The organism is Mesorhizobium sp. G2-6-1 (genome assembly GCF_055809095.1).
The window spans coordinates 3085383-3102024 of sequence record NZ_CM147896.1 but is presented as its reverse complement, the minus strand read 5'-3'; the positions used below and the strand labels follow the sequence as shown (position 1 = coordinate 3102024).

15 protein-coding genes, 1 tRNA gene and 2 pseudogenes are annotated in these 16642 nt (G+C 56.2%); 5 read left to right on the top strand and 13 right to left on the bottom strand.

What is annotated here, in order from left to right; genetic code table 11:
- Positions 1 to 5: 5 nt before the first annotated feature.
- Together AC0L7S_RS14915 and cobD are read right to left on the bottom strand one after the other, a co-directional pair.
- Complete coding sequence (locus AC0L7S_RS14915) at positions 6 to 515, bottom strand: tyrosine phosphatase family protein (protein WP_473474315.1); 510 nt, start codon at positions 513 to 515, stop codon at positions 6 to 8.
- Positions 515 to 1570, bottom strand: coding sequence for a threonine-phosphate decarboxylase CobD (gene cobD / locus AC0L7S_RS14910; protein ID WP_473471749.1), 1056 nt, complete (start codon positions 1568 to 1570; stop codon positions 515 to 517). Before cobD ends, AC0L7S_RS14915 begins: the two co-directional genes overlap by 1 nt.
- On the opposite strand from cobD, the gene cbiB reads away from it, so the two are divergent.
- Entirely contained in the window at positions 1569 to 2534 is a 966-nt protein-coding gene (cbiB, locus tag AC0L7S_RS14905; RefSeq protein ID WP_473471748.1) for an adenosylcobinamide-phosphate synthase CbiB, read from the top strand. The genes cobD and cbiB overlap by 2 nt on opposite strands.
- A gap of 91 nt (positions 2535 to 2625) precedes the next feature.
- Here cbiB and cobO read toward each other — a convergent pair whose 3' ends face one another.
- Both cobO and cobU read right to left on the bottom strand, forming a co-directional pair.
- A complete protein-coding gene (gene cobO, locus AC0L7S_RS14900; RefSeq protein ID WP_473471747.1) occupies positions 2626 to 3255 on the bottom strand; it encodes a cob(I)yrinic acid a,c-diamide adenosyltransferase in 630 nt (209 codons plus the stop codon).
- A gap of 1 nt (position 3256) precedes the next feature.
- On the bottom strand, positions 3257 to 3763 hold the full coding sequence (gene cobU / locus AC0L7S_RS14895) for a bifunctional adenosylcobinamide kinase/adenosylcobinamide-phosphate guanylyltransferase (RefSeq protein WP_473471746.1): 507 nt from the start codon (positions 3761 to 3763) through the stop codon (positions 3257 to 3259).
- Between the two features lie 179 nt (positions 3764 to 3942).
- Between cobU and AC0L7S_RS14890 the strand changes: the two genes are divergently transcribed.
- Positions 3943 to 5121 carry an aromatic ring-hydroxylating oxygenase subunit alpha gene (locus tag AC0L7S_RS14890; protein ID WP_473471745.1) on the top strand — a complete coding sequence of 393 codons (1179 nt, stop codon included), beginning with the start codon at positions 3943 to 3945 and terminating at the stop codon, positions 5119 to 5121.
- 33 nt (positions 5122 to 5154) lie between these two features.
- Here the strand turns inward: AC0L7S_RS14890 and AC0L7S_RS14885 are convergent, their stop codons facing one another.
- Positions 5155 to 6354 (bottom strand): MFS transporter, encoded by a 1200-nt coding sequence (locus tag AC0L7S_RS14885; RefSeq protein WP_473471744.1) that lies wholly within the window; start codon positions 6352 to 6354, stop codon positions 5155 to 5157.
- 239 nt (positions 6355 to 6593) lie between these two features.
- On the opposite strand from AC0L7S_RS14885, the pseudogene AC0L7S_RS14880 reads away from it, so the two are divergent.
- Both AC0L7S_RS14880 and AC0L7S_RS14875 read left to right on the top strand, forming a co-directional pair.
- A pseudogene (locus tag AC0L7S_RS14880) lies at positions 6594 to 7593 on the top strand (heparan-alpha-glucosaminide N-acetyltransferase).
- A complete protein-coding gene (locus AC0L7S_RS14875; protein WP_473471743.1) occupies positions 7590 to 8066 on the top strand; it encodes a methyltransferase family protein in 477 nt (158 codons plus the stop codon). Before AC0L7S_RS14880 ends, AC0L7S_RS14875 begins: the two are co-directional and overlap by 4 nt.
- A 54-nt stretch (positions 8067 to 8120) precedes the next feature.
- Here AC0L7S_RS14875 and AC0L7S_RS14870 read toward each other — a convergent pair whose 3' ends face one another.
- The 3 genes from AC0L7S_RS14870 to AC0L7S_RS14860 form a co-directional block, all read right to left on the bottom strand.
- Positions 8121 to 8507 carry a MerR family transcriptional regulator gene (locus AC0L7S_RS14870; protein ID WP_473474314.1) on the bottom strand — a complete coding sequence of 129 codons (387 nt, stop codon included), beginning with the start codon at positions 8505 to 8507 and terminating at the stop codon, positions 8121 to 8123.
- Between the two features lie 187 nt (positions 8508 to 8694).
- Positions 8695 to 10113: a magnesium transporter gene (gene mgtE, locus AC0L7S_RS14865; protein ID WP_473471742.1), complete on the bottom strand. Its 1419-nt coding sequence runs from the start codon at positions 10111 to 10113 to the stop codon at positions 8695 to 8697.
- A 278-nt stretch (positions 10114 to 10391) separates the two neighbouring features.
- Positions 10392 to 10476, bottom strand: a tRNA-Leu gene (locus tag AC0L7S_RS14860).
- A 206-nt stretch (positions 10477 to 10682) separates the two neighbouring features.
- On the opposite strand from AC0L7S_RS14860, the pseudogene lipB reads away from it, so the two are divergent.
- Positions 10683 to 11425: pseudogene (gene lipB / locus AC0L7S_RS14855) on the top strand (lipoyl(octanoyl) transferase LipB).
- Positions 11426 to 11554: 129 nt separating this feature from the next.
- On the opposite strand, the gene AC0L7S_RS14850 reads toward lipB, so the two are convergent.
- From AC0L7S_RS14850 to proS, 5 genes are all read right to left on the bottom strand, one after another.
- On the bottom strand, positions 11555 to 12520 hold the full coding sequence (locus tag AC0L7S_RS14850; protein ID WP_473471741.1) for a zinc metalloprotease: 966 nt from the start codon (positions 12518 to 12520) through the stop codon (positions 11555 to 11557).
- The gene (locus tag AC0L7S_RS14845) at positions 12477 to 12812 is read right to left on the bottom strand and encodes a hypothetical protein (protein WP_473471740.1); all 336 of its coding nucleotides are present in this window, start codon (positions 12810 to 12812) and stop codon (positions 12477 to 12479) included. Before AC0L7S_RS14845 ends, AC0L7S_RS14850 begins: the two co-directional genes overlap by 44 nt.
- Before the next feature lie 449 nt (positions 12813 to 13261).
- Positions 13262 to 13945, bottom strand: a complete 684-nt coding sequence (locus AC0L7S_RS14840; protein ID WP_473474313.1) for an ABC transporter ATP-binding protein — start codon at positions 13943 to 13945, stop codon at positions 13262 to 13264.
- Entirely contained in the window at positions 13942 to 15249 is a 1308-nt protein-coding gene (locus tag AC0L7S_RS14835) for a lipoprotein-releasing ABC transporter permease subunit (RefSeq protein ID WP_473471739.1), read from the bottom strand. Before AC0L7S_RS14835 ends, AC0L7S_RS14840 begins: the two co-directional genes overlap by 4 nt.
- Complete coding sequence (gene proS, locus AC0L7S_RS14830; protein ID WP_473471738.1) at positions 15246 to 16574, bottom strand: proline--tRNA ligase; 1329 nt, start codon at positions 16572 to 16574, stop codon at positions 15246 to 15248. The genes AC0L7S_RS14835 and proS overlap by 4 nt, the downstream gene beginning before the upstream one ends.
- Between the last annotated feature and the right edge of the window lie 68 nt (positions 16575 to 16642).

Below are 16642 nucleotides of genomic sequence, written 5' to 3'. Positions count from 1 at the left end.
ACCCCTCAGCTACCGGGTTTCAATTCAAAGGGCGTTCCCTCAAACGCATCGGATCCGCGACCAATCCCCTTGATCGCTTCAACCATACGCCCCTCGCGCGCGAGCAACACATCGCCAACCACGACCAAACGCGGATTGGGCGTGGCCGAAGGCGACAGAGCGCGCAACATTGCGGCAAGCTCGGCTTCATCGCGGGCAGGATTGAGCGCTGCTGCGATTATATAGGCCGCCGCGGTGGAGCGGCTGATCCCCGCATAGCAATGAACAACGAGCGGCCCAACCTGCTTCCAGTCATCGACGAAGGCGAGCAGGCGACGCACATGCACCTCACCCGGCATTGTCATGCCATCGCGTTCCTCGGCAATGTCGTTCATGGCGAGATAGAGATGGTTTTGGCTCTCGATTGACGCTGGCCGCGTCATCTGATCCGGCCCCGAGAGAAGCGTCACCAGATGACCCGCGCCAACCCTGGCCACGGTTTCATCAACCTTTGAAAGCGGACAAACATGGATCATCACGAAGCCTCGCTGGCCGCTATATCGGCACGTTTTGCCCGCCACTGCGCAAGTGCAGATTCCAGCCGCAGCCATTCACCCTCATCGCCGGGCAAACCGACGCGCAGCACATGCGGGCGCTCATTGAAATGACGCAGTAAAACGCCATTGCTGCCCAGCCCGGAAAATAAAGCCGGTGCAGCCGGAAACTGGAGATAGCGAAACAGCGATGTTCCGCCACTGACTGATATGCCGTGACATCCAAGAAGCGCATCGAGCCGTACCGACTGACGCACAAGCCGCTCTCGCATCGCGTCTCGCCAATCCATGTCGGCAAGCGCGCGAATGCCGTATTCAAGGGCAGGCCCCGCCACCGCCCACGGTCCCAATTGATCAGCCAGGCAGGTCGCCGTCTTTTGGTCCGAAAGCGCGAAACCCAATCGAACGCCAGCAAGACCGAAAAACTTGCCAAACGAGCGAAGCACGACAAGACCACCCTCATCGACATCGCCAGCCACACTTTGTTCGCGTGGACCGACATCCATGAATGCCTCATCCACGATCAGCAAGCCGCCGCGCGCCCGCAACGATGCCGCGAGCGTCAACAATTCGCTACGTCGCAACACCCGACCGTCGGGATTGTTTGGATTGACGACAATGGCAAGATCGGCCTCAGTGAGTTCCCCAAGATCAACGGCCTCGATCACCTCATGACCCGCGATACGCGCCGCGCGTGCATGTTCGGCGTAGGTCGGACCAAGCACTGCGACTTTGCCCGGCACCACTAGCGACGCAACGCGTGGCAAGAGAATTTGCGTACCCGGAGCTGCAACCACATTCGTCGCGTCCGGCGCGCCATAGGTGTTTGCGGCTATCGCCATGAGTTCGCGAACACGCGAGACTTCCGGCAATCGCGACAAGGCGCTGGCGGGTACATCGAAAAGCGGGTAGGAGTGCGGATTAATGCCGGTCGATAAATCGACGAAAGGTTCCCGCGCTTGTGGAAACAGCGCCCTCGCCCGACCAAGGCTTCCGCCGTGATCCACCGTCGTCAATGCCTCCTTCAGAAATTCCATGTCGCTCCTGATCGCCTTCATCTCACTGATCGTTGAATTGCAGATCGGGTATCCGGATCGGCTGTTTCGCGCCATCGGCCATCCCGTCACATGGATCGGCAAGCTGATAGCCTTTCTCGACATGACACTCAATCGCGCGTCCCAGCCCGACAAGATGCGTCGCTTGTTGGGGATAGTCGCACTTTTTATCCTCATCCTGCTTCCGGCAATGATTGCTTTATCAATCGAAGCTCAGTTGGCCCGGAGCGTATATGGTTTTATCGCTGTTGCACTTCTGGCAACTACGCTTCTTTCGCAACGAAGCCTCGCTTCACACGTCAAGGCGGTTGCCGATGCTCTTGATTCCGATGGTCTTGATGCGGGTCGCAAGGCAGTGTCGATGATCGTGGGCCGCGACCCCGACAAACTGGACAGTGCGGGGGTCAGCCGCGCCGCGATTGAGAGCCTGGCCGAGAATTTTTCTGACGGCATCGTTGCCCCCACACTATGGATCGCCATTGGTGGATTGACCGGTGGAGTTGCTTACAAGGCCGCCAATACGGCAGACTCCATGATCGGGCACCACACCGAGCGCCATGAAGCCTTCGGCTGGGCTGCCGCGCGCTTTGACGACCTGATCAATCTACCGGCTTCGCGCTTGACCGCGCTGCTTATTTTTATCGCAGCGTTTCTTGTAAAAGGTGCTGATCCGAAAGGCGCGCTGCGCGCCATAGCTTATGACGCCCGCAAACATCGTTCTCCCAATGCAGGCTGGCCAGAATCCGCAATGGCTGGCGCACTTGGCCTGGCTCTCGCCGGTCCGCGCAGTTATGACGGGGCAATGGTCAACGATGCCGTAATGGGCGAAGGCGGCCGACGCGATGTCACAAGCACCGACATAAGGCGCGCGCTCAAACTCTATAAGGCGGCTGACGGCCTATTGATCGCCCTGTTGGGAATACTGGCAGGTTTGGTACTCCTCTAACATTATAGTTGCGGCCAAGTTCTGCGGCCATCGCGACCTATATTACCCCCTCTGTCCTGCCAAGCTCACAATCTGCTATTGTGGTGCCACACTAGAACTCAATCCCTTGCTGCGCTTTGACGCCAGCGGAGAAATGGTGCTTGGTCGATCCCATTTCGGTGACCAGATCAGCCGCCTCAACAAGAGCCGGCTTTGCGTTGCGGCCAGTGACAACGATGTGCAACCCCTCGCGGCGCGCCATGAAAGCGGACACCACCTCATCAATATCGAGATAGTCGTAGCGAAGCGCGATATTCAACTCATCGAGAACCAGAAGGCTGATCGTAGGGTCTTCCATCAACTCGACCACTTTGGCCCATGCAGCCTGAGCAGCGGCAATATCGCGATTGAGGTCCTGCGTTTCCCAGGTGAAACCCTCACCCATAGTGTGCCATTCAACCCGGTCGCCAAAAGCTGCGAATGCATCTTTCTCACCCGTATGCCATGCGCCCTTGATGAATTGGACGACGCCAACACGCTTGCCGTAACCAAGCATTCTGAGCGCCAGTCCGAAGGCCGCTGTCGATTTTCCTTTGCCGGGGCCGGTGTTGACAATCAACAGGCCCTTTTCGACAGTTTTTTGCGCCACTTCAGCATCTTGCACAGCCTTGCGTTTGGCCATCTTGGCCTTGTGGCGCTCTGCTTGCGTATCGCTAGCGGCCATATCCTTGAGAACAGTCATGTCATTTCACCTTGAGCGGCAATCCCGCCACCATAAGAAGCACAGTGTCGGCAACTGCCGCCACCTGTTGATTGAGACGCCCCGCCCCATCACGGAAGCGGCGCGCCAATGCGTTGTCGGGTACCACGCCTTGCCCGACTTCATTGGCGACGACGAACCATGGCCCACGAGGATGAGAAAGCAATTGCGCCAGCCGCGCGCATTCACGGTCCAGATCATGTTCAGCCAGAAGATGGTTTGAAAGCCATAAGGTCAGGCAGTCGATCAACACCGGTTCATCATCGCGAAGCGCTTCGATCGCGCCCGCAAGATCAAGCGGCGCATCGATAGTGTGCCACCCCTCACCGCGCCGCGAGCGGTGAAGTGCAATTCGTTCACGCATTTCTTCATCATATGCCTCGGCCGTCGCAATATAGGTCCACGGTGCAGCATAGGCCTTGATCAGTTCCTCGGCGTGTCGACTTTTGCCCGAACGCGCGCCACCGATGACAAATGTAAGGCTATTCATAGTGATGAAATTTTCCTCTTGGTTTCGCTTGAAACCACCGCTCGGACTATAGGCAAACCACAGCAGGCGGCAAACCAGTTTCCGCCCCAATCTGTCTCATATTCGCAAACTCGGACTAACTTCCCGCAATTGACAAACCCGCCTGTCCGGTGTCGGCTATCATATTCGAGGAAGCCGTCATGCAACCCGATCAAAACAGCAGCACGCGCTATAATGGCCTGACCAGGACACAGCCAACATTGCCGCCCTCAAACTATTGGGGCAAGGATGATTTCGCGCGCGATCTCGAAGCGATATGGTATCGAAACTGGGTCTTCGTTTGCCGCGAAGCCGACCTCGCCGAACCACTTGCTTTCCGGCGGTTTCGTATCGGCACTCAGGAAATTCTGCTGATACGCGACGAAGCCGGTCAATTGCGGGCGTTTCACAACACTTGCAGGCATCGCGGTTCACAACTTTGCCAGGTTGACGCCGGACGCCTGAAAGCACGGCTCATCACCTGCCCCTACCATGCCTGGTCATATTCCTTGAAAGGCGATCTTGTGCGGGTGCCATCAAAGGCAATACCGGATGGTTTTGAAAAGAGCGACCACCCGCTCTACCCGGTGGCGCTGTCGTTGTGGCGCGGTTTTGTCTTCGTCAATCTCGACCAGAAAGCTGAAGGATCAGCTGAAGCGTGCTTTGATCCATCCTCAGGCGATCTGGGCAACTGGCCGCTGGAAAATCTGGTGAGCGGCCATGTGCTAACCAAGGTGATGAACTGCAACTGGAAATTATTCTGGGAGAACTTCAACGAATGCCTGCACTGCCCAGGTGTTCACAAGGATTTGTCGCGGCTGGTGCCAATTTACGGTCGAGGCCTGATGGAGCGCCACGACGATCCCCAATGGGTACGCCACGCCGACAATGACGCGCCTGAATTTTCAGGCCAACTGGCTGATGGTGCCGAAACATGGTCTTGTGACGGGCGCGCGCATGGCCCGATCTTTCCACGCCTGACCGAGAAAGAACGCGCGGCAGGGCAAACTTACGTCACCAGCCTGCCCTCAATGTTTGTGGTTGGCCACGTCGATTACGTGCGCGTTGTGCGGCTGGTGCCGCTTGGTCCCGAACAGACCGAACTTACCGCGGAGTGGTTGTTCCTGCCCGAAGCCTTGAGCGCGCCGCAGTCCGATATAGACAACATTGTCGCGTTCGGAACCCAGGTGCTGGAAGAAGACGCCGCGATCTGCGAGGTCAATCAGAAAGGCTTGCACTGCAAAGCTCACAATGCTGGTGTTCTGATGCCCGAAGAATACGACTTGCATCGCTTCCACAACTGGATACGTGACCAGCACACCAGTGTATCTGCAACATGACAACCGGGTTTCACCGGTTCAAAGCAACAACGACTACATGGATTTTGGCAAATACCGCCAGGTGACGACACCGCAAACGGCGACGAGGCACCCCAGGGTCACGAAAACGGAACCGAGCCCGAAGAACGCCAGAACCACCGAATAGACCAGCGGCGGTGTCAATTCCGAAAAGTCGAGATAGGTGCGGTAGACAGCAGCCATTTGCGGTCGCTCATAGGCATGCACCGAGCGCATGAAAACGGTTGAGCCAAGTGAATCGAGCGCGATCGTAAAAAAGGCTCCGACAAGCAGCAAGGCCCCGGCAAGAAGTGGCGCCGATGTTCCAACCGACCCGGCGGCAAACAGCAATAGAGCCATCACGAAAAATGCCATTGTCATGATGCGGCGAGCACCGAACCGCTTTCCCGCCTTGCCCCAGAATATTGCCGTGAAAAGCAGCACGTTGCCTGCCGACACGAGCAGGCCGCCAGCAAGTTCACCCTCGCCTGCGATAACCATTAACAATGGGCCATAAACGAAAAACGTCGTCCAGAAACACGACCGGCCAAATGCGATTATCCAGGCAAGCCGCAATCGCGGTTGGGAAATGAAACGCCCGATATTGGCAAGCGGATTGACCGGGCGGCTCCTGCCCGGTGCAATCAACGAATTGTCGCCGAGCCTGTATGTCCAAAACAATGCAAGCAACGCAAGTGCGACAACCGCCACGGCACCATGCGCGGCATAAAGCCCGAAATGTGTATAGAGCAAGATGCCCAGCGTCGGCCCACCAGTCCACGCGACCATGGACCATGCCATTCTGAGCGATTCCGAGCGCATGAAATCGGTCTTGCGAATATGGTCCATGATATAAAGATTAAGCGTGATCGACAGCGCACTTGCCCCCATGACGCGGCAAAGCATCCCTAGCAATTGGCCAACCAGCGTATCGGTGACGAAAAACAGCGAGCCAAGACCCAGCAGGCACGCACCCGCTGTATAAATCCACCGCCTTGCGAAACGCAGGATAAGCATTGGCATGAATAGCGTGACCGACAGACCGAGCAACGACACGACCGTGTAGAGGATCGAAACGACCTGCTCGTTTTTCAGTATTTCATAGGCCTGAATCGGAATTACGCTCGTGACCATGGCACGCGCAAATGATTCCACCGCATAGAGAGACGCAAATGTGCGCGCGCCTGCCGGGCGCACGGATTGAAGCCAGATCGGATGGCGAACATGGATAGCCATTGGCTTCTCCGAAAGAGAATCGCAAACCCGATTCACTTCGCAATCTGCCGTCGTCTCTAAGCTCTCAGTAGCAGGATTTCGACCTGAAAAAGCCAAAATACGAAGCTGTCAAAAGCTTTCCTGAACTGGCCCAAACACCCTTTAATCATTGCGCAAATCGGCACCTTGCCGCAATTCTGCTCTTGCATCTGAGCGACCCATGATAATTATCCCATGATCGAAACCGAGTTTGAGCCCCAATGACCATCGACGAACGCGCCGAGACTGTTCAGGCAAAGTCCGGGCGTATCGTGCTCCTTGATCTTGCACGTGGCGCAGCACTCCTGGCCATGGCAAGCTATCATTTGGCCTGGGATCTCGAATTCTTCGGCTACGCTTCTGCCGGTTTGACCGAATTCGGCGCATGGAAAATTTACGCGCGCTGCATTGCATCTTCTTTCTTGTTCCTGGTCGGCGTCAGCCTCGTGCTGGCTCACAGCAAGGGGATCTCGTTGGAACGGGTTCTGGAAGCGGCTGGCGATGGTGGCTGTTGCCGCACTTGCCATTACCCTTGCAACATATCTGGCAACGCCAGACGCGTTCATCTTCTTCGGAATCTTGCATCAGATTGCGTTGGCAAGCCTGCTTGGTCTCGTCTTCCTTCGCTTGCCATCTCTGCTGACGCTTGGCATTGCAGCACTGGTAATCGCCGCACCCGCCTTTCTTCGTTCCGCCATATTCGATCACCCTTCCTTATGGTGGGTCGGCCTGTCTTCGCTAAACCCACGTTCAAATGACTACGTGCCGCTGTTCCCGTGGTTCGGCGTGGTTCTGGCGGGAATTGCGGTCACGAAAATGGCAACATCGGCCGGCCTTCTGGCATGGCTGAGGAAAATCTCGCCCGGCCGCTGGGCAAATCCCCTGATTTTCGCCGGACGCCACGGCCTCGCTTTCTACCTCATCCATCAACCGGTCTTGATCGCCTGTGTGTGGCTGTTTTCGCAAGTCATGCCAGCCCATGTCGAAACGCGCCAGCAATCCTTCCTGAGTTCTTGCCAAGCATCATGCGAAGACAAGCGCGACACTGAATTCTGCTCCCTCTATTGCGTGTGCATGCTGGACGCGCTGGAAACCGAAAACAGTCTGGATGCGGTGTTCAGCGGCAACCAGAGCCCCCAGAGCAAGGCCCATATTGGCGAACTTGCCGTTCAGTGTACGCTAAGCACAGATAACGACATGATCGGGAGGGACACGAAATGACGGACAAGCAGGCAAAATGGGGTGGCATTCCATGGCCACCGGTCATTTACATCGTCGCGATTGCCGCCAGCACCGTGCTCGGCCTTCTCTACCCCTTGCCGTGGATTGGCGGGCTTCTCGGCTACCTGCTTTTTGCCATCGGCGGTCTGGCGGTACTGGCAACCGCAGCGTTGTGGATCACCTCAATCCGCACCATGATACGCGCCAAGACGACGCTCAACCCCAACGCACCACCCGATCATCTGGTGACAACCGGTCCCTTTGCCACGACGAGAAATCCGTTATATCTCGCAAACACATTGCTGTTGATCGCAATCGGTTTATTGACCGGAATTCCCTGGTTTCTGCTGTTCGCATTTCTCGCCGCCTTCGCCACGCGAAAGCTCGCAATCGAAAAAGAAGAGAAGGCTTTGGCAGCAAAATTCGGCAAGAGATACCGCGATTACGCAAAGAAAGTACGCCGCTGGATATAGAAGGCTTGCTAATTTTCCGAGATCAGGCCGGGCGAAATCAGCAGCGCAAAACCATCATGTATTGACGCCAAGCTCCGCCAGGCGTTCCACACATAATTCTTCGGCATGATCCAGTTCCGCCAAAGTCTCTTCAAGGTCGCGCCGCTTCTGGCGCAATTCCGCGCGCTTCTCCTCGATCTGCTTGATCATCAGGTTAAGCTGGCCGACCTCGCCGGGCGGCGTCTTGTACATCTGGATAATCTCGCGGATTTCATTGATTGAAAAGCCGAGCCGTTTTCCGCGCATGATCTGCCGGATCAACTGACGGTCCGAAGGGCGAAACAATCGGGTACGACCGCGACGCACCGGTAGAATCAGCCCCTCGTCCTCATAGAAGCGCAAAGTTCGCGTCGATATGCCGAATTCTCGGGTCAGTTCGGTAATGGAATAATATTCTCGCATCGTTATTCCACGAGTCGGCGCGAAATCGCGTTGACTGTCCACCATCAATTGCCCTCATTGCCCTGAAACGGTCTTCTCGCACCTCATAGTTGAGGAACGCATAACGCGGGGCAGAATTTGGCATAGCGTTTACGTAAAAGTCAAACACCGCAACATTTGCGCGCGTACCCCTGAGAATTTTTCCGGATCAGGAAATCCCGAACCACCACGTTGCCAGGCCGAGAAATGCGAAGAAACCGACGACGTCGGTGACAGTCGTGACAAAAACAGCCGAAGCGACCGCAGGGTCGATGTTGAAACGATCGAGAAGCAGCGGAATCAGAATTCCTGCCAGCGCAGCCACAAACATGTTGATGACCATGGCAGCGGCAATGATGCCGCCAAGATTGGGGTCCTGAAACCAGATGGCGGCAACGATGCCGATCAGGATGGCGAAAACCACGCCATTGATAAAGCCAACGCCCATTTCGCGGCGAATGATGCGCCACGCATTGTAGATATCGATATCCTTGGTCGCGAGCGCGCGCACCGTCACCGTCATCGTCTGGGAACCGGCATTGCCCCCCATGCCGGCCACGATCGGCATCAACACGGCAAGCGCCACAATGTGCTCGATTGTTCGGTCGAACAGGCCGATGACCGAGGCTGCCAGAAACGCGGTGAATAGATTGACCAGAAGCCACGGCACCCGCGAGCGTGAGGTCGTAAACACAGTGTCCGACAGTTCTTCGTCGCCGACACCGCCCATGCGCAGAAGATCTTCCTCGGCTTCCTGCTGGATGACATCGACCACGTCGTCGATGGTCAGCACACCGACGAGACGTTCGTTCTCATCGACAACGGCAGCAGACAGAAGATCGTACTGCTCGAATTCGCGCGCAGCCTCTTCCTGATCCATTGTCGCAGGAATCGCATGCCGCGTTTCATGCATCAGGTCTTCAGCCTTGACCGCACGCCTGGAACGCAGGATCTGGTCGAGATCTATCGCACCCAAAAGCTTGAACGTCGGGTCAATGACGAAAATTTGGCTGAAATGGTCGGGAAGATTCTTATCGTCGCGCATATAGTCGATCGTCTGCCCGATCGTCCAGAACGGCGGCACGGCGACAAACTCGGTCTGCATACGCCGACCCGCAGTTTCTTCCGGATAATCGAGAGAGCGGCGAAGCCTGATGCGTTCGGTAAACGGAAGCTGCGCAAGAATCTCATCCTGATCGACCTGATCGAGATCCTCCAGAATGTAGACAGCATCATCCGAATCCAGCTCCTGAACCGCTTGGGCAATCTGCGAATTCGGCAAATTGTCGACGATATCGAGGCGGATCGCCTCATCGACCTCGGTGAGCGAGGAAAAATCAAAATCAGAACCAAGCAATTCGACCAGCGCGCGCCGCTGCTCCGGCTGCAAGGCCTCAAGCAGATCGCCAAGTTCCGACTGATGAAGATCGTCTACGTCATTTTTTAGAGCCAGCGTATCGCGCTCAGCGATAGCCGCACCTATTCGTGCCAGAAACGACGACTGAATGACGCCGTCCTCGCTGTAAACCTCGTCATGAATGGACTGGGCGTCCGGTGTGCCGGTCGCCTTCTCGTCCTGGCTTTCCATTGGCGCGCCTCCCGCGGGCGAGATTCCGGCAAATCGTGAAGGCCACGTCTAGCGTGCAAAGCACCGCAATATCAAATGAAATGCAACTTGCGCCAAAATTGGCAAGTGGAATGGGCGACCGGAAATCCCGAACCAATTGGCGGCGCGTCGTCACAGCCCGGTAGCGCAGCTTGATCTTCTGGTCGTTCAAGCACGCGACGGCATTGAGTTATATGGAGCCGAACGCGGCAGGATGGTGCACTTTTGAGGAACGAACTGGCTCCAAATGACGGCGATTTTGGTGCGGTCGAGAAGACTCGAACTTCCACGGGTTGCCCCACAGCGACCTCAACGCTGCGCGTCTACCAATTCCGCCACGACCGCACGTGGTAGAGGGCCGGACTACTCCGGCTCGCGGCGTTTAGCAAATCGCTTCTGGCTAAACAAGAGCATGCACGGCAATATTCGTGCAGATAAGGAATTCACTCGCCCATTGCCCCGATAAATGAGTTGCATGGGTATCGCGCGCAGCAAACTGGACGTTTTGTTGAATTGACGCCATATGAAGCAGGATAGCTTCGAGACAACCAATGCCTGCACGCAGCCAGATCGCCACATCGTTCCTGCCACTTCCCGGATCCGCTCCGGTCGAATGGCGTATCGAACCCGGTCTCACATCCTATCCGGACGCCCTCGCCTACATGGAATCGCGCGCCGATGCCGTCCGAAGTGGCGAGGCCAATGAACTGGTTTGGCTGGTCGAACATCCCCCGCTCTATACCGCCGGCACCAGCTCCCGTGTCGCCGACCTGCTTGAACCCGAGCGCTTTCCGGTTTTTCAAGCCGGGCGTGGTGGTGAATATACCTATCACGGACCGGGGCAGCGGGTTGCCTATGTGATGCTCGACCTCAAACGCCGGCGCGAAGACGTTCGCGCATTCGTTGCTGCGCTGGAGCAATGGATTATCGGCACACTCGCGGCTTTCAACGTGCGGGGCGAACGGCGTGAAGACCGTGTTGGCGTGTGGGTGGTTCGGCCCGATCGCCCCCAAGCCGCGATGGATCACCGGCCGAAGACAAGATTGCGGCCATCGGTATCCGCCTTAGAAAATGGGTGAGTTTTCACGGCATCGCCATCAATGTCGAGCCCGACCTGAGCCATTTCAGCGGCATCATACCATGTGGCGTAGAAGATCATGGGGTTACCAGCCTTGTCGATCTCGGCCTGCCGGTAACAATCAGCGACCTTGATACAGCGCTGAAAACCGCATTCGAAGATGTTTTCGGTGCAACCGCTTTTACCGGCATCGAAGAGATACAGGATGTGGGTTGACGCGAACCCGCCACGCGCAGCGGTGCTTGAAGTCGAGTTCACAATTTTAGCGCAATTCCAAAAAAATGCGCAGCGGTTTTCAGTTTGCGATTGCGTAAAACCGATATCGGGAACGGTTCAGTAATCCTGTCAGATCAGCGAAAGCTTTGCTGACGCCCACAGCAGCCCGTAGCCATGAATGACGAAAACCGACACCAATGCCCCGGCCATCGCGATCCGGTCAAAGGTCCGGATCGGCTTGAGATCGTAACGCGGCTTGACACTACTGCCAGCCGTCAAAAGACTGAGGATCGCAAACACAACAGCAGCCACAATAAGGAAACCTGACGACATACCTGCCTGTTGGCCCAACACAAGAAATGCCGACAGGAGGAAGAAGGATGACAATCCAAGAGTCACTTGATTTGGACAGATCTGGCGAAGTACCTGACCGCCATCGAATTTCCATACAGGGACAAGATTGGCAATATTGAAAAGGGCGGCGCAACCTGCAAACGTCGCAAGCAGCGCCGCCCCCGCGTGGAACCCTTCTGCACCTGCGAGCACGCTCGAGGCAATCGCAACGGGCACCAGGAGCGCCGAAAAGCCGGCACCCATCAGCGCCACGAATGCCACTTCGAAGCGGCTGTCATACGGACGCCCACCAATAGCGATACCACCAAGCAGAGGTATGAAAATCATTCTGACCTTGCGGTGACCCATCATCCTGAATGCCGCCATGTGGCCAAGTTCATGCAAGGCCACCACAAATGTCAGTATGGCAGCGAGCATCAGTCCACCGAAATTCAGACCGAACAACGGCCATAAAATAAGCGCGGAAAGAACAGCGAAGCCGATCTGGCTAAGCGGATGCTCAAACCATCCGCCCTCGCTGTAATGTCCGGTCGCAGCCCAGCTTTCCAGCTTCGCCAATTTCCGCCGCATGGTAAAATATCTGAACGCGAGAAAGGCAGCCCCGCGATAGCGGTCGGTTTGGCTAACGATTACGCGCGCGCCGCTGCCTTCAGCTATGATCTCGGTGGTTTCGCGATAATGCGCCCAGAACGCAGCATCAAGCGACGAGATCGTCAGTAATACGCATGGAAAAGCGCGCATCGTTTGTCACATCCTCCAGCAGAACCGTTCGCTCGATCGGCAGGCCATCCCGTCCCTCCCAGGACGATCTTATTCGCACCATACCTTCATCATTCAGTGGAGTGGCCGAAACGATTTGGCCAGACCATCCCGCTTCTGCGCCAAGCGGCCACAGCGATTGCCAAAGACGCCGCCGACCTATCGGCATTAAACGGCTATGCCTGACCGTCCGCACGCCGAGAGGCATTGCCATCAGCACAAAAATCAGACCGACATTGCAGGCCACAAGACCCACCGTCACTATCATCGACACTTGGCATCACCTCATGCATTCGCAAGAATAGCCTAGCGCCGTCCACGGCAACAAAGGTTTAACGCCGGTCCAATCCGTCAGTGTGAGGCATGCCCCTCACCGACCCGTTTTCACATCGCTCCAATCCACATCGCCATGGAAACGAGGAAGGCACTCATGCACACAAGCGACACAACATCCTGAACAAGATCGGTCATAAATCTCTCCTGTTTTTGTTATGTTCTATTTTTGTTCTAATTTTGTTCAATTGTCAACGGCGATCATTGTACTACCTGCGAAAAGCCCGCAAGTCTGATTGCCAGGGTTAATGATGTGTTGATGCCGCTCATGAACAGAAACCGGGCGTGGTTGGTTCATCGTGCGAGATGCGATAGCTGGTTTTCCGGAATATTCCGATGCTCATCAGCGCGTCAGAGCGTTTTTGTGCGTCCGATCAGATGCACAGCGCCCTATAGTGGCACCACTTTCCCATCGTCAAGCGTGATGCGCCGATCCATTCGCGATGCGAGTTCATGGTTATGCGTGGCAATCAGCGCTGCTAGGCCGGATTGGCGAACCAAAGCCTCCAGCGCTTCAAAAACATAAGAGGCAGTCACCGGATCGAGATTGCCGGTCGGCTCATCGGCAAGCAGGATCAGTGGTGCGTTGGCAACCGCGCGCGCAATTGCGACCCGCTGTTGCTCGCCCCCGGAAAGTTCGGAAGGCCGGTGGTGAGCACGATCACCAATCTGCATGTAGTCCAACAACTGAGCAGCCCGCTCGGCCGCGTCAGGACGCTGCAAACCCTTGATGAGTTGCGGCATCATGATGTTTTCAAGTGCCGAAAATTCCGGCAGCAAATGGTGGAACTGATAGACAAACCCGATATCGTTGCGGCGTATGGATGTCCGTTGCGCGTCGTTCAAACGTCCGCACGCGCGCCCTGAGAGTATCACATCGCCAACATCCGGCCGTTCCAGCAGTCCCGCCGTATGCAAGAGCGTTGATTTGCCGGTGCCCGACGGCGCCACCAGCGCCACCATTTCACCACGCCTTAGCGAGAAGTTGGCTCCATTGAGAATGGTAAGCTTGCGCTGCCCCTGTACATAATGGCGTTCAACGGCTTTCAGTTCGATAATGACCTCGGCCATTATTCGTACCTCAGCGCTTCAACCGGGTCGAGCCGGGCAGCACGCCATGCCGGAAACAGGGTTGCCAGAAAAGACAAAACCAAGGCCATGATGACGACGGAAGCAGTCTCGCCGAAATTCATTTTTGCCGGAAGCTGGCTAAGGAAATAAAGCTCCGGGTTGAACAGGATCGTGCCTGAAATCCAGGAAAAGAATTCCCGGATGCGCTCGACATTGAGGCAAATGACGATACCGAGCGCCACGCCGGCGAACGTACCAATCACCCCGATTGCTGCGCCCGTCATCAGGAAAATGCGCAAGATGGCACCGCGCGATGCCCCCATGGTGCGCAGTATGGCAATATCATGCCCCTTGTCTTTCACCAGCATGATGAGACCGGAGATGATGTTCAGCGCCGCCACCAGAACGATCAATGTCAGGATCATGAACATCACATTGCGCTCGACCTGTAGCGCAGAGAAAAATGTGTGGTTTCGCTGGCGCCAGTCGGTCAGGTAAATCTGCCTCTGCGCCGCCTCTTCAACCTTGGGCTTTAACGCATCGACATTGTCGGGATCATCCATATAGATTTCGATGGTTTGCGCCTTGCCTTCCATATTGAAGTACAATTGCGCTTCCGAAAACGGCATATAGATGATGGAACTGTCATATTCCGACATGCCGACTTCAAAGATCGCGACGACCGGATATCCCTTCAGACGCGGCGTTGTGCCAAGCGGTGTAACATCTCCATCCGGTGAAATCAGCGTAATGGTGTCGCCAAGCACAAGTCCAAGGCTTTCCGCCATGCGACGACCTATGGCAACGCCTTCACTTTTGTCGAAACCGACCAGCGATCCATGTTTGATGTTGTTGGCGACAATAGAAACCTTGCCAAGATCTTCACCACGGATGCCGCGCACCAGCGCGCCTGTGCCGGAGCCGACATTGCCTTGTGCAAGCACCTGCCCGTCGATCAATGGAATGGCATATTTGACGCCCGGCACACCATTGATGCGCCCCGCCACGGCCGCATAATCCTCAAGCGGCAGATCGATTGGCGTTACGATCAGATGACCGTTCACGCCCAGGATGCGGGTCAAGAGTTCGGCCCGAAAACCGTTCATCACCGCCATCACCACGATCAGCGTGGCAACGCCAAGCATGATGCCCAGAAACGATATAGAGGCGATGACAGAGATAACGGTTTCCTTGCGTCGCGAGCGCAGATAACGCCACGCGACCATGCGCTCAAACCCGGAAAACGGCCCCGCGCTTTGTAACGCGCCCGCATCTTGCGACATGTGCGCCGCTGTAGCCTCGTTCATGCCGTCACACCAAGGCGTTTCGCCATAGCAGCAATCGGCAACGTTTCACGCTCACCCGTCTTGCGGTTCTTCAGTTCCACCTCGCCTGCGGCAACGCCACGCGGCCCGACGATAATTTGCCAGGGCAGTCCGATCAGATCCGCGGTCGCAAACTTGCCGCCTGCGCGCTGCTCGGTATCGTCGTAAAGAACGTCTTTGCCAGCACCTGTCAGCATCGAGTAGAGGTCATCGCAAACTCGGTCGCATTCGCCGTCGCCTGCCTTCATGTTGATAAGACCTATATCGAAAGGTGCAACGGAGTCTGGCCAGATGATGCCATTTTCGTCATGGCTGGCCTCGATAATCGCCGCGATCAGCCGTGATGGCCCGATGCCATAAGAGCCCATTGAGACAAAATGATCCTTGCCATCGGCCCCGGTCACTTTCGCTCCCATAGGCTTTGAATATTTCTCGCCAAAATGGAAGATGTGACCAACCTCGATCCCGCGGGCCGACACCCGGTCAGCCTCCTGGAGGTTGTCCCATGCAGCCTCGTCATGCATCTCGTCGGTAGCGGCATAGGGTGTCGTCCATGTTTTCACGACACTGCCGATTTCAGCCGCATTGGCAAAATCGGTATCCTCACCCGGCACTTCGAGCGCGAGATAATCGCGATGGCAAAACACCTGGCTTTCGCCCGTATCGGCAAGAATGATGAACTCATGCGAAAGGTCGCCGCCAATCGGCCCCGTGTCGGCACGCATCGGAATTGCCTGAAGCCCCATACGCGTGAACGTGCGCAAATAGGAAACGAACATCCGGTTATAGGCCGCACGCGCACCTTCAAAGTCGATGTCGAAGGAATAGGCATCCTTCATCAGGAATTCGCGGCTGCGCATCACGCCGAAACGCGGGCGCACTTCATCGCGGTACTTCCATTGAATATGATAGAGATTGAGCGGCAGATCCTTGTAGGAGCGAACGTAGGAGCGGAAAATCTCCGTCACCATTTCCTCGTTGGTCGGCCCAAAGAGCATATCGCGTTCATGGCGGTCCTTGATACGCAACATCTCTTTGCCATAGTCGTCGTAGCGGCCGCTTTCGCGCCACAGATCGGCCCCTTGAATGGTCGGCATCAGGATTTCCAGCGCACCTGACCTGTTCTGCTCCTCACGAATGATGTTGCAGACCTTGTCGAGTACTCGTTTCCCAAGCGGGAGCCACGAGAAACTTCCTGCGCCCTGCTGGCGGATCATACCGGCACGCAGCATCAAGCGATGTGAAACGATCTCCGCTTCACGCGGATTCTCTTTCAAAATGGGCAGGAAATAGCGTGACAAACGCATGATCTGGTCCGTATGCGAAAATGGCGGCACCAGAATCGGCGCGCGGCAGGTTTGTTTGCCGGCACTTC

What these genes read in the sequence shown, in the direction of transcription:
- AC0L7S_RS14915 (WP_473474315.1), bottom strand. Translation starts at nt 515, where the DNA reads ATGATCCATGTTTGTCCGCTTTCAAAGGTTGATGAAACCGTGGCCAGG.
- cbiB (WP_473471748.1), top strand. Translation starts at nt 1,569, where the DNA reads ATGTCGCTCCTGATCGCCTTCATCTCACTGATCGTTGAATTGCAGATC.
- cobD (WP_473471749.1), bottom strand. Translation starts at nt 1,570, where the DNA reads ATGGAATTTCTGAAGGAGGCATTGACGACGGTGGATCACGGCGGAAGC.
- cobO (WP_473471747.1), bottom strand. Translation starts at nt 3,255, where the DNA reads ATGACTGTTCTCAAGGATATGGCCGCTAGCGATACGCAAGCAGAGCGC.
- cobU (WP_473471746.1), bottom strand. Translation starts at nt 3,763, where the DNA reads ATGAATAGCCTTACATTTGTCATCGGTGGCGCGCGTTCGGGCAAAAGT.
- AC0L7S_RS14890 (WP_473471745.1), top strand. Translation starts at nt 3,943, where the DNA reads ATGCAACCCGATCAAAACAGCAGCACGCGCTATAATGGCCTGACCAGG.
- AC0L7S_RS14885 (WP_473471744.1), bottom strand. Translation starts at nt 6,354, where the DNA reads ATGGCTATCCATGTTCGCCATCCGATCTGGCTTCAATCCGTGCGCCCG.
- AC0L7S_RS14875 (WP_473471743.1), top strand. Translation starts at nt 7,590, where the DNA reads ATGACGGACAAGCAGGCAAAATGGGGTGGCATTCCATGGCCACCGGTC.
- AC0L7S_RS14870 (WP_473474314.1), bottom strand. Translation starts at nt 8,507, where the DNA reads ATGCGAGAATATTATTCCATTACCGAACTGACCCGAGAATTCGGCATA.
- mgtE (WP_473471742.1), bottom strand. Translation starts at nt 10,113, where the DNA reads ATGGAAAGCCAGGACGAGAAGGCGACCGGCACACCGGACGCCCAGTCC.
- AC0L7S_RS14850 (WP_473471741.1), bottom strand. Translation starts at nt 12,520, where the DNA reads ATGCGCGCTTTTCCATGCGTATTACTGACGATCTCGTCGCTTGATGCT.
- AC0L7S_RS14835 (WP_473471739.1), bottom strand. Translation starts at nt 15,249, where the DNA reads ATGAACGAGGCTACAGCGGCGCACATGTCGCAAGATGCGGGCGCGTTA.
- proS (WP_473471738.1), bottom strand. Translation starts at nt 16,574, where the DNA reads ATGCGTTTGTCACGCTATTTCCTGCCCATTTTGAAAGAGAATCCGCGT.